We start from the raw sequence: 14,352 nt of genomic DNA on the forward strand, positions 1-14,352 counted from the left end.
GAGGGGGAGGTACGCGTCTGTGGAGCTGAGGGCGGGGTATGCCTACTCACGAGTATGTTACTTGCGAGTAAATACTCTACGCGTGCCACCCCGCCTCGCGAACCGACCGGTCGTCATGTGACGTGTGTCCAGGTGGGAGGGGTTGGGAGGCGGTCGGTTCAGCCCTTGAACGCCCCCGGGGCGGGCCCGCCGCACCGCTCGCCCGGAGTCCGGTCGAGAGCGGACTCGGCGCCGTCGGCGGACCCGGCGGCGCCCGGGGCCGGGGGTTCCGGCGTACGGGACGGGCCGCCCAGAATTTCGCGGGCCAGCCGCGCGATCGTGTCGGAGGCTTGTTGGATCGGGCTGTCGCGCCGCCAGACCAGCAAGTGGCGCAGTTGTATGGGCTCGCCCTCCAGGGGGCGTACCACCACGTCCGGTCCGGTGTCGAAGTCCGGCTGGCACGGCGCGACCGCCCGGCGGTCGGCGACGAGGTCGCGGATCTCGGAGCGGTCGTAGAGCCGGTAGGGAACCTCGGGTGTGAACCCGGCCCGCTGGCAGGCCAGGTAGAAGCACTCGGGCCAGCCGGTGCCGTCCGGCGGGGTCAGCGCCCACGGAGACCCGGCCAGGTCGCCCAGCCTGACCAGCGACCGCTTCGCCTGGGGGTGGTCGGCCCACAGCGCCACGTGCAGCGGCTCCACCGAGAGCATCGCCCAGGACAGGGGGCCGTCGGTGGACAGGTCGCGGTCCACGTAGTCGATCGTGGTCCCCAGGTCCAGGCGGCCCGCGCGCACCAGGTCGGTGACCAGCTTGGGAGAGTACTCCGTGCGCACGTGTACGGGCACGTTCGGGAAGACCTCGGGCATGCGGGCCGACAGCTCCAGCGTCAGCGGCCCGACCCCGCCCACGCGCAGGGTGGTGGGGGAGGCCCCGCGCGCGGTGATGTCGTGCAGCAGGTCGTCCATGGACAGCAGCACCGAACGGGCGCGCACCAGCACGAACTCGCCCAGCTCGGTGGGGCGGACCCCCGAACGCCCCCGGTGGAACAGCGGCCCGCCGACCTCGCGCTCGATCCGCTGGAGCTGGGTGGTCAGCGCGGGCTGGGAGGTGGAGAGCGCGGCGGCCGCCTTGGTCACGCTGCCGGTGTCGGCCAGGAGGCAGATGGTGCGCAGGTGGCGGAGTTCGAGGTCCATGCGTGGAATCTAGGACGGGGAGGGGGCTCGTGTACAGACGTGCTGTCGCCGCGGGCGCGGTGCGCCTTCCCGTCTAACGCGACAGCCCACGGAGCGGTGCGCCGTCCAAGGGTTCGCAGAGCCCGGCCCCGTCGGCTTGTGGAGTGGGGGTGCCGTGCGCCACCATATAGTTGGACGTCCTAATAGGTGTCCACATGTCGGACAGGCGCGGGAGAGGTTCATGACGGTCGCACGTACTCTGCACACCCCCGAGGCGGAGCAGCTCCTGGAACTGACCCGGGAGATCGTGGACAAGGAGTTGGCCCCGCGAGCGGCCGGGGACGAGGAGGACGGCCTCTTCCCGCGCGAGGTCTTCCGCGTGCTCGGCGGCGCCGGACTGCTCGGCCTGCCCTACCCCGGCCGCCACGGCGGCGGGGACCAGCCCTACGAGGTCTACCTCCAGGTGGTGGAGGAGCTGGCCCGGGGCTGGCTCGCGGTCGGCCTGGGCGTGAGCGTCCACACCCTGTCCTGCTACCCCCTGGCCGCCTTCGGCTCCGACGCGCAGAAGGACGCCCACCTGCCCGGCATGCTCGGCGGCGACCTCCTGGGCGCCTACTGCCTGTCCGAGGCCGCCTCGGGCTCGGACGCCTCCGCCCTGGCCACCCGGGCCGAGGCCGACGGCGAGGGCTACCGCGTCAACGGCGCCAAGGCCTGGATCACCCACGGCGGCCGGGCCGACTACTACACGCTCTTCGCCCGCACCGGTGCCCCCGACTCCGGCGCCCGCGGGATCAGCTGCTTCCACGTCCCCGCGGGCACCCCCGGCCTGGGAGCGGCGGCCCCCGAGCGCAAGATGGGCATGAACTCCTCGACCACCGCCGGGGTCCTCCTCGACGACGTCCGCCTGGGGGCCGACGCCCTGGTGGGCGAGCGGGACAAGGGCTTCGGCATCGCCCTGTCCGCCCTTGACTCCGGGCGCCTGGGCATCGCCGCCTGCGCGGTCGGCCTCGCCCAGGCCGCCCTCGACGCCGCCGTGGACTACTCCCGCGAACGCCGCCAGTTCGGCACCGCCATCGGCGACTTCCAGGGCGTGGGCTTCACGCTCGCCGACATGGCCACCCAGGTCGCCGCCTCCCGCGAGCTCTACCTGGCGGCCGCCCGCCTGCGCGACGCCGGGCTGCCCTTCGGCAAGCAGGCCGCGATGGCCAAGCTCCTGGCCACCGACACCGCCATGAGGGTCACCACCGACGCCGTGCAGGTCTTCGGCGGCTACGGCTACACCCGCGACTTTCCCGTCGAGCGCTACATGCGCGAGGCCAAGGTGCTCCAGATCGTGGAGGGCACCAACCAGGTGCAGCGCATGGTCATCAGCCGCCATCTGGCCCGCGAGGGCGCCTGAGGGGTCCGGGTGAGCCCCGCCGCCCCGGGGCTCAGCCGCCGCCCGGCCGCGAGCGCAGCAGCCGGACGGTCTCCTCGTGGGTGCGCGGCTCCAGCTCCAGCGGCCGGTCGGTCAGCGCCGCCAGCGCGGAGCGGTACTCCTCCCCGTCCCCATCCGGGGCCGCGCCGACCTCCAGGTCCTCCAGCGCGACCGGCCCCGGCGCCCCGCCGCCCTCCCAGGACAGCAGTTCCGGGGCGGCGTCCGCCGGGCTCACCAGCACCCGCCGCATCCCGCCGGACAGGCCCAGGCCGGTCGCCTTCAGCAGCGCCTCCTTGCGGGCCCAGTAGCGGAAGAAGGCGCCGACCCGGTCGGCGGGGGAGAGGCGCTCCCAGGCCTGCTGCTCGGGCCCGCCCAGCGTGTAGCCCGCGAGCCCATCCAGGTCGCGGGCCGGGGACACGCGTTCCACGTCCACGCCCACGGGCACCTCGCGGGCCAGGGCCAGCACCACCCACTCGCCCGAGTGGCTGACGGAGACCTCCCACCCCTCGGCGGGGCCGGAGGGGTGCGGTTTGCCGTGCGGGCCCTGCCCGGAGTCCCCGTCCCTGCTGGCGCCCGTCCGCTCCTTCTCCTCACAGGAACGGCAGCGCAAAGCGAAGGTCACCTTCTCGGGCGGGCAGTCGGCCCGCTCGGCCAGCAGCAGCCGGGACACCGCCCGGCCCAGCAGGTGCCGGTCGCGGTCGGCCTGGAGCCGGAAGCGGGCGTTGCGGGTCCGTTCCTCCTCGTCCAACAGGCGCAGCAGGCGGTCGTCGGCGGCTGAGGTGCGTACCCACCACACCTCGATGGACAGGGGTGCCGGATCGAGCTTCATGCCCCCCATTGTGTCCCGATCTCCCCTCGTTCGGTGGTGTGAGGTCAACCCAAACCGGGAATTCGGTTATTGGCAGGTCAGCCCGTCCCCTGGGAGGCCCAGATGTCTGTCGTGGTACTGCTCGGCGCGGGAGCGCTCGTCGGTCTGGTGGCGCTCACGGCGATCGTCGTGGTCACCCTCCTCAGAGAGGGCTCCCAGACCACCGGGGAGGAGGCCGCCGCCGAGGCCGGGGACCCAGAGACCGCCGCCGGGAGGGTTCCGGAGCAGTCGGCCCCCGGGGACGCCGCCCGGAGCGGGCGCGTCCCCACCGCCGACGGGTCCGTAGTCTAGGGAGGCGCGCGGGACCGCGGCCCGTGCCCGAGCAGAGCACGGAAGTGGGTCCATGGCCGAGGAGAACCGTCCGGCGTTCGCCGCCGAGCGCCGGGAGCGCATTCTCGAACTCGTGCGCGCCAACGGCACGATGTCCCTGCGCGACATCGCCGTCAGGGTCCGCGCCTCGGAGGTCACCATCCGCCGCGACGTGCGCGCGCTGGAGACCGAGGGGCTGGTCGACCGCCGCCGGGGCGGGGTCGCCCTGCCCGGCAGGATCGGCCACGAGCAGAGCTATTCCGGCAAGAGCGGCCAGTGCGCCGCGGAGAAGGCCGCCATCGCCGCCGCGGCCGCCCGCCTGGTGCGCCCCGGCGACGCCGTCACCATCGGCCCCGGCAGCACCGCCGAGGCCTTCGCCCGCGCGCTCCTCACCCGCACCGACCTGACCGTGGTCACCAACTCCCTGCGCGTCGCCGACGTCCTGGCCGGGGCCGCCGGAGTGGAGGTGGTCGTGACCGGGGGCACGCTGCACGGCCCCATGCGGGCCCTGGTCGGGGCTTCGGCGGAGGAGAGCCTGGCCGGGCTGCGGGTCAACCGCGCCTTCCTCTCCGGCAACGGGGTCAGCGCCGACCGCGGCCTGAGCACCCCCAACCCGGCCGTGGCCAGCGTTGACCGCGCCCTGGCCGCCTGCGCCGAGGAGACCATCGTCCTGGCCGACCACACCAAGATCGGCGCCGACACCATGGTGCCCACCGTCGCACCCGAGGAGATCGCCCACCTGGTCACCGACAGCAGCGCCGACCCCGAGGTGCTGATGACCCTGGAGGAGACGGGCGCCCTCGTCCACGTCGCGGTGGTGGCACAGGAACGGGGGCAGTGAGGAGAGGAAAAGCGGACTTCTCCTCTGCGAACGGAAGAAAGGACCGCGTACCCTACCGTTCACACGCGTATCCCGCGTACGCTCCGCCCGTCCAGTCCCGCACCACCCGTCAGATCCGCAGGAGCCGCCGCGCATGTCCTCCCAGCCGCCTCCCCAGCAGCCGCCCTCCCCGCCCGTGCGCGTCACCCCCGAACCCGTGGCGCTCCCGGCGCCGTGGGCCGACTCCCGGGTGGCGGTGGTCGTGCCCACCTACAACGAGGCCGACAACCTCCCCGTGCTGGTGGGCCAGCTCATGGCCCTGGACCTGCCGCGGCTGCGGGTGGTGGTCGTGGACGACGGCTCCCCCGACGGCACCGGTGAGATCGCCGACAAGCTCGCGGTCGAGTTCGCCGGACGCGTCGGCGTCGTCCACCGCACCGCCAAGGACGGCCTGGGCCGCGCCTACGTCGCGGGCATGACCCGCGCCCTGGAGGAGGGCGCCGACTACATCGTGCAGATGGACGCCGACCTCAGCCACCCCGTGGGCTACGTGCCCCAACTGCTCGGCACCCTGCACGCCACCAACGCGGGCGTGGTGATCGGCAGCCGCTACGTCCCCGGCGGCAGCCTTTCCGAGCGGTGGAACCTCAGCCGCCGCCTGCTGAGCGGCTGGGCCAACGCCTACGTCAAGACCGTGCTGTCCATCCCCGTCCGCGACGTCACTGCGGGCTTCAAGATCTGGCGGGCCTCGGCCCTGCGCGTCCTGGACCTGCCCGGCATCGAGAGCACCGGCTACGCCTTCCAGGTGGAGATGCACTACCGGGCCTACCGGCGCGGACAGAAGATGGTGGAGGTCCCCATCCACTTCGAGGACCGCGTCGTGGGACAGAGCAAGCTCGACGGCTCCGTCGCGCTGGAGGCCGCCCTGCGACCGCTGCTGCTGCGCCGGGCCGAGCGCGCCCGCCGCCGGTAGCGGGCCGTTCGGCGGGGCCGCCCCCGGCCCGCCCTCCCTCCCGGGCTGCGACCGGTGACATAGGTGCGCCGGTTTGGGGCACGGGACTAACGAGGGAAAGGGGGCGACCATGACTGAAGAGCCCTATGACGTGGACACCGACATGGGGGACGACCCCGAGCTGAGCAAGGCCGTCGCCCGGGAGCGTCGGATCGAGGCCGACTACGACATCCAGGAGTACGACTTCGAGGACCCCGACATGCCGGGGACCGACAGTTCGGCCGAGCCGCGGGGGATCGGCGAGGCGGTGCGCTCCGAGCGCAGCGACCTCTACCCGCGCGAGAGCTGGGGAGGGGAGACCCGCAGCGCCGAGCAGGAGGCCATGCACGAGGAGAGCGACGACGTCACACCCGACGTCGGCGAGGGCGCGGCCGTGCGCGGCGGGCACCCCGACAGGCCCTACGAGCATCCGGCGGACACTCCCCACGGCGGCCGCGACGCCGAGCGCGACCGTACCGCCGGCACGGCGGGCTACGTTCCGGACGCCGAGGACCCCAGGGACACCGGCGCACCGGACACCTGAGGACCGCGCCGCCCGAGAACGCGGGCCCCCTTCCGCCCGGAGGCGGAAGGGGGCCCGCGCGTTTCCCGTCGTGGACACGGGGCCGTGGCGGCCTACTCGCTGGCCAGCGCCCCCGTGATCGAGGTGGCCGCCGCCCGGCGGGCGGGCAGGACCGAGGCCAGCAGCCCGGCCAGGACGGCGACCACGATGAACACCGCGATCTGGCCGAAGGGCACGGAGAAGACCATCTCCGGCAGGACCGAGTCCCCGGCCGCCCAGCCGAACACCACACCCAGCACGATGCCGATACCGGCGCCGATCAGGCACAGCAGCACGGCTTCCACGCTCAGCATCCGGCGCAACTGCCCCCGGGCCAGCCCCAGCGCCCGCAGCAGCGCGGACTCGCGGGTGCGCTCCAGCACCGACAGCGCCATGGTGTTGGAGATGCCGAACACCGCGATGATGATCGCCAGGCCCAGCATGGCCGCGATGGTGTAGAAGGCGATGTCCAGGACCTCGGCGAACTGGTTCTTCATCTCGGCGGCCGACCCGACCTGCATGGTGGGGTAGTCCTCGACCGCGGTGTTGACCGCGTCGCGCACCTCGGCGGCGTCGGCTCCTTCGGCGGCGCTGACGAACAGCATGTCGTCCTCGTCCACGGAGGGGAAGGCCGCGGCGAAGTCCTGCGGGTGCAGGGTCACACCCGACAGGGTCTGCATGTCCTCCACGACCGCGACGATCTCCACGGACAGGTCCCGGCCCTCCTCGGCCGGAAGGGTGAGGGTGTCGCCCACCCCGGCGCCCTCGGTGTTGCCCTCCGTCACCGCGGCCCTGCCCGGGCCGACGTCGGCCAAGTCGCCCTCGACGGTGTCGCTGGTGAGGTCGGCGCCGATCTCGGCACCCGGATAGGTGTAGACGCTGACGCCGTAGTCCCCGTGCTCCTCTAGGTAGGTGCTGCGCTGGCCGAAGACCTTGCCCAGGGCGGGCTGGCCCTCCAGCGCCACACGGACCCCGTTCGGGACGGTGGGGTCCTGCTGCTCCAGGTCGGCTCCGGCCTCCGCTCCGGAGCCCTCACCGGCGCTCGCGTCCTCGGCCGGCTCCGCGGGTTCGTCGGGACCCTCAGCGCCGTCGGCGGCGCCGTCGACGGGCGCGCCCTCCTCGCCTCCGGGCTGTTCGGTCCCCTCCGCGTCCCCGGTTCCCTCCGGGGTCTCGGCCGCCTCGGTGCCGGTCCCCGGCTCCGGCATGGAGAACTGCGGGGTGATCTGGTAGTCCACCGGGAACTGCTCCTCCAACTGCCGAGTCAGGGTGGTCTCGACGGAGGAGCTGATCACCGAGTAGCCGGTGATGAGGGTGGCGCCCACGGTCAGGGCGATCATCGCGGTGGCCGCGCGGCGCGGGCTGCGGGTGGAGTTGTCCACCGCCAGCATGCTCGGCACACCCACCTTCCGCAGGGGGGCGCCGACCACGCGCACGATGCCGCGCACCAGCAGCGGTCCCAGCACGACCACGCCGACGAACGCGGTGAGTGCGGCGGCGGTGACGACGATCAGGCCCGCCGTCTGCAGGTCCGCCATCTGTGTCAGGCCCACCAGCGCGGCCGCGACCGCGAACGCCAGCAGACCGAAGACGACGCGGACCCTGCCGGTGCCCTTCTCCAGGCCGGCGGCGGTGGCGCTGGTGCGCAGGGCGGCCAGCGGCGCCACCCGGGTGGCGCGCGCGGCCGGGACCATGGCGGAGAACACGGTCACCACGGTGCCCACGGCCAGGCCGACCAGGACCGCCGTCGGAGTGATCACCACGGGCACCGCCTCCCCCGTGCCCAACAGCGGGCCGCCGTAGGTCGCACCGGCCATGCCGACGCCCACACCGGCCAGCACGCCCAGGGCGGAGGAGACCAGGCCCACCACAGCCGACTCGGTCAGCACCGACCGGAAGACCTGGCCCCGCTTGGCGCCCACGCACCGCAGCAGGGCCAGCTCGCGCTGGCGCTGTGCGATGAGGATGGCGAAGGTGTTGTAGATGACGATTCCGGCGACGAACATCGCGATGAAGGCGAACAGCAGCAGCGCGGTGCGAATGAGCTCCGTCTCGCCGCCCGATTCCTCGGCTATCAGCAGACCGACCTCCTCGCCCGTGCGCACGTCGGCCTCCGCCCCGAGCTCGGCGGCGACGGCGTCGGCCGCCTCCTGCGGGGTGTGGCCCCCGGCGGCGAGCACGTCGATCTCGGTGTAGTCCGTCACACCGGTCATCTCCCGGGCCGTGTCCGGGTCGAAGACGACGGCGCCCGCGGCGCTGTAGGACCGGTCCACACCGAACTCGACCAGTCCGGTGAGGGTGAAGTCGCGCTTGTCGCCCTCGGGGTCGAGCACGGTCACCGTGTCGCCCACCGCGAACCCGAGCTGCTCCGAGGTGGAGGTGGCCAGGGCGACCTCGTCCCCGTTCGCGGGCAGCGCTCCCTCGTCGGCGGAGAACCTGCTGACCCCGTTGAACCCGAGCGCCCTGGGCGGCAGGAAACCGGTCGCCCGGCCGTCGGCGTCCAGGAGCACGGCCTCGCCCCGCAGGGTTCCGCCCGCCTCGGCGACCTCGGGCAGCGCCCGCACCGCGTCCAGCTGCTCGTCGGTGAACGGAACCGGCTCCTCGGGCGGTTCGGTGCTCGCGGGGTCGAACTCGGGCTGGGTGGGCACGGCGATGGCGTCGACGCTGGTGGCCGAGCCCATGACGGACTTCTCGTAGCTGGCGTTGAGGGTGTCGGCGAAGACCATGGTCCCCGACACGAACATGACCCCCAGCAGGATCGCCAGCACGGTGGTGACGTACCGGGACTTGTGCAGACGCAGCCCGGCGAGTGTGGTGCGCAGCATGTCCCTCAGGCCTCTTCCAGCTTCAGCAGCCGCGCGGAGACCAGCTCCGCGGTCGGGTCGACGACCTCGTCCACCAGGCGGCCGTCGCGCAGGAAGACCACGCGGTCGGCGTAGGAGGCGGCCACGGGGTCGTGGGTGACCATGACGATGGTCTGGTTCAGGTCGCGGGCCGAGTCGCGCAGGAACGCCAGCACCTCGGTGCCCGAGCGCGAGTCCAGGTTGCCGGTGGGCTCGTCGGCGTAGACGACCTCGGGCGCGTTGAGCAGGGCGCGGGCCACGGCCACGCGCTGCTGCTGGCCGCCGGAGAGCTTGGCGGGCAGGTGGTTGAGCCTGTCGCGCAGGCCCACCACGTCGATGATGTGGTCGAAGCGCTGCTTGTCCACCCCGCGCTTGGCGATCTGCGACGGCAGCAGGATGTTCTGCTCGGCGGTCAGCATCGGCAGCAGGTTGAACGACTGGAAGATGAACCCGATCCGGTCCCGGCGCAGCAGGGTCAGCTCGGCGTCGCGCAGTCCGGTGATCTGGGTGCGGCCCAGGTGCACGGTGCCCGAGGTGGGCACGTCCAGCCCGGCCAGGCAGTGCATCAGGGTGGACTTGCCCGAACCCGAGGGGCCCATGATCGCGGTGAACGCGCCCCGGTGGAACTCCACGTCCACCCCGGCCAGGGCGTGGACCTGGCTGTCGCCGGTGTCGTAGGTCTTGGTGAGGCCCCGGGCGACCACCACCGGCGGTGAGGTGACCGTCGGGTCGGGCTTCACAGTGGACTCGGTCACGGCAGACAGCTCCAGGAATCGGGGATGGTGTGCGGGCCGGGCGGGCTCTCCGTCCCGGCTGCCCACCACGCTAGGTCCGCGCGACCGGCCCGGGCGTCCCCCGCTGGGCCGATTCGCGACTCGGCCAAAGGAACGGTGGCGGGCGGGTTCGCGACTCCTTCGTCTGGCCGGGGCACCGACTTTCGTCGGGGATCGGGTGATCACGGAGAGGTATGACGCCGCCACGCCCCCCTTCTCGCCTGCGCTTTCGCGCGCCGAGCGACCATCGGACCGGGCGCGACCGGGAGCGGCGCGCGCACGGGCCGACCGGGGGTGCCGCCGTAGACTCCGCAGCATGAGGAGCTGGTTGCGTGATCGGGGCAGGGCCGCCGACGCCCTACTGAAGAAGGACCGGGAGTGGTGGTGGGCCCGCCGCCTGACCATCGCGGACTGGCTCTACGCCGTGCTGCCGCTGCCGTTCAGCGGGTTCTTCCAGTTCTTGGGCAGCATACAACTGGGCCTGTTCGGCGGGCTGCTCGCCACCGTCCCCCCGGCCCTGGCCAACGTGAACCTCGCGCTCGCCCTGGTCGCCGCTGTGGTCATCTTCGTGGTCCCGGTCCTGTTCGCCGGGGCGACGGTCCTCCTGAGGAGGAGCTCCCCGCAGTGGATGCTCGTCACCGCGCTCGTGCTGCTGGTGTGCTTCGCCAACTTCGTCCCGGCCGCGATCGCCCTGTACTCGTACTCGGTCTACCACGCCAACCGGCGCCTGCTGGTGGGCTGGTTCGCCCTGTTCTGCCTGGCGATGGTCGTCGCCTACGACACCAACCCCATCACCCAGATCTTCCTCATCGGCATGCTGCTGGTCGTCCCGATGGTCTTCGGCCTGTGGGTGGGCACCCGCCGCCAGCTCATCGACCGCCTACACGAGCGCGCCGAGCGCCTCGAACGCGAACAGCACATGATGGCCGACAAGGCCATCACCGCCGAGCGCACCCGCATCGCCAGGGAGATGCACGACGTGGTCGCCCACCGGGTCAGCCTCATGGTGCTGCACGCGGGCGGTCTGGAGGTCTCCGCCGAGGACCCGCGCACAGTCGAGGCGGCCGGACTCATCCGCACCACCGGCCGCGAGGCCCTGACCGAACTGCGCGGCATCCTCGGGGTGCTGCGCGAAGACACCGACGCGGCGCCCACCGCCCCCCAACCGGTCCTGTCCGACCTGGACCGCCTGGTGGAGGAGTGGCGCGCCGCCGGGATGCCGATCGACCGCGAGGAGGCCGGCCCTGCCCGCCCGCTGCCGGCGGGCGTCCAGCGCACCGCCTACCGGATCGTCCAGGAGGGGCTGACCAACGCCGCCAAACACGCGCCCGGCGCCGCCGTCACCCTGCGCCTGCACTACGCCGACCGCCAACTGGAGGTGGAGGTGGCCAACGCGCCCGGGCGGGGCCCGGCCGCGCCCATGCCCCGCAGCGGCTTCGGCCTGACCGGGCTGCGCGAGCGCGTCGTGCTCTCCGGCGGAAGCCTCAGCGCGGGGGCCTGCCCCGACGGCGGATGGCGTCTGCGCGCTATCGTGCGAACCGACGATCCATCCGGTACGGAGGAAGAGGTTTCCGAAGGTGATCCGCACGCTCCTGGTCGATGACGAACTCCTGGTCAGATCCGGCCTGCGGATGATCCTGGACTCCGCTCCCGACATCGAGGTGGTGGGCGAGGGCGGCGACGGAGCCGAGGCCGTGCGCCTGGCCGAGGAACTCGTCCCCGACGTGGTGCTGCTCGACATCCGCATGCCGGGCACCGACGGGATCACCGCCGCCGCCCGCCTGACCGCTCTGCCCCGGCCGCCCCGCGTGGTCCTGCTGACCACCTTCGACCTCGACGAGTACGTGCACAGCGCACTGCGGGCCGGTGCGGTGGGCTTCCTGCTCAAGGACACCCCGCCGCGCGACCTCATCGGCGCGGTGCGCACCGTCCACGAGGGCAACGCGATGCTCGCGCCCAGCGTCACCAAGCGCATGCTCGAACGCTTCGCCGCGCCCGCCCCCGCCGACTCCGCGGCGGGCCGCGCCGAGGCGGTGCAGCGCCTGTCGGTGCTCAGCGAGCGCGAGCGGTCGGTGCTCCTCGCGGTGGCCCGGGGCCGGTCCAACGCCGAGGCGGGCCGCGACCTGGGCATGCGCGAGGCCACGGTCAAGGCCCACGTCAGCCGCATCCTGGCCAAGCTGGACATGTCCAACCGGGTGCAGGCCGCCATCCTGGCCCACGACGCGGGCTGGGCCTGAGGTCCGGACCGGTGCGAACGGTGGACCGGCCTCCGGTACGGGCCGGGGCCGCGTCCCGCCCCGGATAGGGTCGCTGTCGACCTCGTTCCCCCAGGCGAAGGAACCGACCGTGTCACCGCTCCCCTCCTGGCACAGGAAGGTCCTGCCCCGCGTGCTCGGCGGTTTGGGCCTGCTCATGGCCGCCTTCACGGGCAGTTTCGCGGTCAGGCCCACCGAGTCGCCCACGCTCCTGGCGCTGTACGCGTCCGCGGTCCTGTTCTTGTTCGTCTGGTGGGACCGTCTGGGCCTGGTCTTCGGGGAGGACCCGTATCCGGGCTCGTCCGAGCGGCGACCGCCCGCGGGGCACGCACGGCCCCTGTCGGGCATGCGGGCGGGGCTGGGCCACATCGCGCTGGTGATCCTGTCCTGGACGGTTCCCCTGGGGTCCGCGCACACCTGGCTGCTGTTCCCCAGCATGATGTTCATCCTGGTGGTCGTCGTCGGCATACCCCGACCGCCGGAGGCCGAGGAAGGCGAGGAACGAGGGGACGCGTGCCGGTGACACACCTCACCAACGCCCGCCGTGCTCGGGGAGTCCCCCCAGCGTGCCCGTAATCCCCGCACATGGGCGGATCGGCGCCCCCGTTCGCCTCGGTTGCGTCTACCGCCGGGTAGCTCGGTACGCTGCAATGCGATCCCACCCCCGCAACACCACGTCGTGGCTGATCACAGCAGCCGATGGAGAAGAGGAGCCCCTATGTCGCGCTCGGTACTGGTCACCGGCGGCAGCCGCGGAATCGGCCTGGCCATCGCCCGTGAGCTGGCCGCGGGCGGAGACGACGTCGCGGTGACCTACCGCTCCGGCGAGCCCCCGGAGGGTCTGCTGGGCGTCCGCTGCGACATCACCGACTCCGCCCAGGTCGACGCCGCCTTCAAGGAGGTCGAGGAGGCGCAGGGCCCCGTCGAGGTGCTCGTGGCCAACGCCGGCATCACCAAGGACCAGTTGCTGGCCCTGATGAGCGAGGACGAGTTCTCCTCCGTGCTGGACACCAACCTCACCGGCGCCTTCCGCGTGGCCAAGCGCGCCGTGCGCGGCATGATGCGCAAGCGCTCGGGCCGTATCGTCCTCATCTCCTCCGTCGTGGGTCTCCTCGGCTCCGGCGGCCAGGCCAACTACGCCGCCTCCAAGGCCGGGCTCGTCGGCTTCGGCCGCTCCCTGGCCCGCGAGCTGGGTTCGCGCAACATCACGGTCAACGTCGTCGCCCCCGGCTTCATCGAGACCGACATGACCGCGGCCCTGTCCGAGGAGCGCCAGGCCGAGATCAAGAAGAACGTCCCGCTGGGCCGCCTCGGCTCCTCTGCGGACATCGCCAGGACGGTGGGCTTCCTCGCCGGGCCCGGCGGCGGCTACATCTCCGGCGCCGTGATCCCCGTCGACGGCGGCCTGGGCATGGGCCACTGACCGGGTCCGCCCCCCTTTTTTTCCCGCCAGCCACCGGAAGGACTCCCCTTCCGCAACGGACCACAGACAGGACGGACGACCCGAACATGGGAATCCTCGAAGGCAAGCGCATCCTCGTCACCGGGGTGCTCACCGACTCCTCCATCGGCTTCCACGTGGCCCGCCTGGCCCAGGAGCAGGGCGCCACGGTCGTGCTCACCGGCTACGGCCGCCTGAGCCTGGTGGAGCGCATCGCCAAGCGCCTGCCCGAGACGCCCCCGATCCTGGAGCTGGACGTCACCGACGACGAGCAGCTCGCCACCCTGGCCGCCCGCGTCGGCGAGCACGTGGACGGCCTCGACGGCGTCGTGCACTCCATCGGCTTCACCCCGCAGGACGCCCTGGGCGGCAACTTCCTCAACACCGAGTGGTCGGACGTGGCCACGGCCATGCACACCTCGACCTTCTCCCTGAAGTCGCTGACCACCTCGCTGCTGCCGCTGATGAAGGAAGGCGGCTCGGTCGTGGCCCTGGACTTCGACAACAGCGTCTCCTACCCCATCTACGACTGGATGGGCGTGGCCAAGTCCGCGCTGACCTCCACCGCCCGCTATCTGGCCCGCTACGTCGGCGACCAGAACATCCGGGTCAACCTGGTCTCCGCCGGGCCGCTGAGCACCATGGCCGCCCGCAGCATCCCCGGGTTCTCAGAGCTGGCCAAGCACTGGCCCGAGCGCGCCCCGCTGGGCTGGGACGTCACCAACCCCGAGCCCGCGGCCAAGGCGGTCGTGGCGCTGCTGTCGGACTGGTTCCCCGCCACCACCGGCGAGATCGTCCACGTCGACGGCGGCTTCCACTCCACCGGGGCCTGACAGCCCCGAACGCACCGGCTCCTGCGGAACCGGTGCCCCGGCACACGCGTGCGATAGGTTGACGCGGGCGGGCCACCCCCAGGGGCGGCCCGCCC

14 protein-coding genes are annotated in these 14,352 nt (G+C 72.7%); 10 read left to right on the plus strand and 4 right to left on the minus strand.

What is annotated here, in order from left to right:
- Nucleotides 1-158: 158 nt before the first annotated feature.
- On the minus strand, nucleotides 159-1,169 hold the full coding sequence (locus ABD54_RS13805) for a LysR family transcriptional regulator (RefSeq protein ID WP_047869886.1): 1,011 nt from the start codon (nucleotides 1,167-1,169) through the stop codon (nucleotides 159-161).
- Nucleotides 1,170-1,389: 220 nt separating this feature from the next.
- Between ABD54_RS13805 and ABD54_RS13810 the strand changes: the two genes are divergently transcribed.
- Nucleotides 1,390-2,547, plus strand: a complete 1,158-nt coding sequence (locus ABD54_RS13810; protein WP_047869887.1) for an acyl-CoA dehydrogenase family protein — start codon at nucleotides 1,390-1,392, stop codon at nucleotides 2,545-2,547.
- A 31-nt stretch (nucleotides 2,548-2,578) separates the two neighbouring features.
- On the opposite strand, the gene ABD54_RS13815 is transcribed toward ABD54_RS13810, so the two are convergent.
- On the minus strand, nucleotides 2,579-3,403 hold the full coding sequence (locus ABD54_RS13815; protein WP_047869888.1) for a 4'-phosphopantetheinyl transferase superfamily protein: 825 nt from the start codon (nucleotides 3,401-3,403) through the stop codon (nucleotides 2,579-2,581).
- Nucleotides 3,404-3,496: 93 nt separating this feature from the next.
- Here ABD54_RS13815 and ABD54_RS13820 point away from each other — a divergent pair, with 93 nt between their 5' ends.
- The 4 genes from ABD54_RS13820 (at nucleotide 3,497) to ABD54_RS13835 (ending at nucleotide 6,097) form a co-directional block, all read left to right on the plus strand.
- Nucleotides 3,497-3,724: a hypothetical protein gene (locus ABD54_RS13820; RefSeq protein WP_047869889.1), complete on the plus strand. Its 228-nt coding sequence runs from the start codon at nucleotides 3,497-3,499 to the stop codon at nucleotides 3,722-3,724.
- Nucleotides 3,725-3,776: 52 nt separating this feature from the next.
- The gene (locus ABD54_RS13825) at nucleotides 3,777-4,583 is read left to right on the plus strand and encodes a DeoR/GlpR family DNA-binding transcription regulator (protein WP_047869890.1); all 807 of its coding nucleotides are present in this window, start codon (nucleotides 3,777-3,779) and stop codon (nucleotides 4,581-4,583) included.
- 133 nt (nucleotides 4,584-4,716) lie between these two features.
- Nucleotides 4,717-5,535 (plus strand): polyprenol monophosphomannose synthase, encoded by an 819-nt coding sequence (locus tag ABD54_RS13830; protein ID WP_047869891.1) that lies wholly within the window; start codon nucleotides 4,717-4,719, stop codon nucleotides 5,533-5,535.
- Between the two features lie 130 nt (nucleotides 5,536-5,665).
- A complete protein-coding gene (locus tag ABD54_RS13835; RefSeq protein WP_047869892.1) occupies nucleotides 5,666-6,097 on the plus strand; it encodes a hypothetical protein in 432 nt (143 codons plus the stop codon).
- Nucleotides 6,098-6,189: 92 nt separating this feature from the next.
- Here the strand turns inward: ABD54_RS13835 and ABD54_RS13840 are convergent, their stop codons facing one another.
- A complete protein-coding gene (locus ABD54_RS13840; protein ID WP_047869893.1) occupies nucleotides 6,190-8,937 on the minus strand; it encodes an ABC transporter permease in 2,748 nt (915 codons plus the stop codon).
- A gap of 5 nt (nucleotides 8,938-8,942) precedes the next feature.
- A complete protein-coding gene (locus ABD54_RS13845; protein ID WP_047869894.1) occupies nucleotides 8,943-9,710 on the minus strand; it encodes an ABC transporter ATP-binding protein in 768 nt (255 codons plus the stop codon).
- Between the two features lie 334 nt (nucleotides 9,711-10,044).
- Here ABD54_RS13845 and ABD54_RS13850 point away from each other — a divergent pair, with 334 nt between their 5' ends.
- The 5 genes from ABD54_RS13850 (at nucleotide 10,045) to fabI (ending at nucleotide 14,257) form a co-directional block, all read left to right on the plus strand.
- Entirely contained in the window at nucleotides 10,045-11,331 is a 1,287-nt protein-coding gene (locus ABD54_RS13850; protein ID WP_047869895.1) for a sensor histidine kinase, read from the plus strand.
- Nucleotides 11,306-11,965 carry a response regulator transcription factor gene (locus ABD54_RS13855; RefSeq protein ID WP_047869896.1) on the plus strand — a complete coding sequence of 220 codons (660 nt, stop codon included), beginning with the start codon at nucleotides 11,306-11,308 and terminating at the stop codon, nucleotides 11,963-11,965. The genes ABD54_RS13850 and ABD54_RS13855 overlap by 26 nt, the downstream gene beginning before the upstream one ends.
- Nucleotides 11,966-12,074: 109 nt before the next feature.
- On the plus strand, nucleotides 12,075-12,506 hold the full coding sequence (locus ABD54_RS13860) for a hypothetical protein (RefSeq protein WP_047869897.1): 432 nt from the start codon (nucleotides 12,075-12,077) through the stop codon (nucleotides 12,504-12,506).
- A 195-nt stretch (nucleotides 12,507-12,701) separates the two neighbouring features.
- A complete protein-coding gene (gene fabG, locus ABD54_RS13865; RefSeq protein ID WP_047869898.1) occupies nucleotides 12,702-13,406 on the plus strand; it encodes a 3-oxoacyl-ACP reductase FabG in 705 nt (234 codons plus the stop codon).
- 86 nt (nucleotides 13,407-13,492) lie between these two features.
- Nucleotides 13,493-14,257, plus strand: a complete 765-nt coding sequence (gene fabI / locus ABD54_RS13870; RefSeq protein ID WP_047869899.1) for an enoyl-ACP reductase FabI — start codon at nucleotides 13,493-13,495, stop codon at nucleotides 14,255-14,257.
- Nucleotides 14,258-14,352: the final 95 nt, after the last annotated feature.

Origin of the sequence: Nocardiopsis sp. RV163, assembly GCF_001029525.1 — a bacterium.
GTDB lineage: Bacteria > Actinomycetota > Actinomycetes > Streptosporangiales > Streptosporangiaceae > Nocardiopsis > Nocardiopsis dassonvillei.

What these genes read in the sequence shown, in the direction of transcription:
- ABD54_RS13805 (WP_047869886.1), bottom strand. Translation starts at nt 1,169, where the DNA reads ATGGACCTCGAACTCCGCCACCTGCGCACCATCTGCCTCCTGGCCGAC.
- ABD54_RS13810 (WP_047869887.1), top strand. Translation starts at nt 1,390, where the DNA reads ATGACGGTCGCACGTACTCTGCACACCCCCGAGGCGGAGCAGCTCCTG.
- ABD54_RS13815 (WP_047869888.1), bottom strand. Translation starts at nt 3,403, where the DNA reads ATGGGGGGCATGAAGCTCGATCCGGCACCCCTGTCCATCGAGGTGTGG.
- ABD54_RS13820 (WP_047869889.1), top strand. Translation starts at nt 3,497, where the DNA reads ATGTCTGTCGTGGTACTGCTCGGCGCGGGAGCGCTCGTCGGTCTGGTG.
- ABD54_RS13825 (WP_047869890.1), top strand. Translation starts at nt 3,777, where the DNA reads ATGGCCGAGGAGAACCGTCCGGCGTTCGCCGCCGAGCGCCGGGAGCGC.
- ABD54_RS13830 (WP_047869891.1), top strand. Translation starts at nt 4,717, where the DNA reads ATGTCCTCCCAGCCGCCTCCCCAGCAGCCGCCCTCCCCGCCCGTGCGC.
- ABD54_RS13840 (WP_047869893.1), bottom strand. Translation starts at nt 8,937, where the DNA reads ATGCTGCGCACCACACTCGCCGGGCTGCGTCTGCACAAGTCCCGGTAC.
- ABD54_RS13850 (WP_047869895.1), top strand. Translation starts at nt 10,045, where the DNA reads ATGAGGAGCTGGTTGCGTGATCGGGGCAGGGCCGCCGACGCCCTACTG.
- fabG (WP_047869898.1), top strand. Translation starts at nt 12,702, where the DNA reads ATGTCGCGCTCGGTACTGGTCACCGGCGGCAGCCGCGGAATCGGCCTG.
- fabI (WP_047869899.1), top strand. Translation starts at nt 13,493, where the DNA reads ATGGGAATCCTCGAAGGCAAGCGCATCCTCGTCACCGGGGTGCTCACC.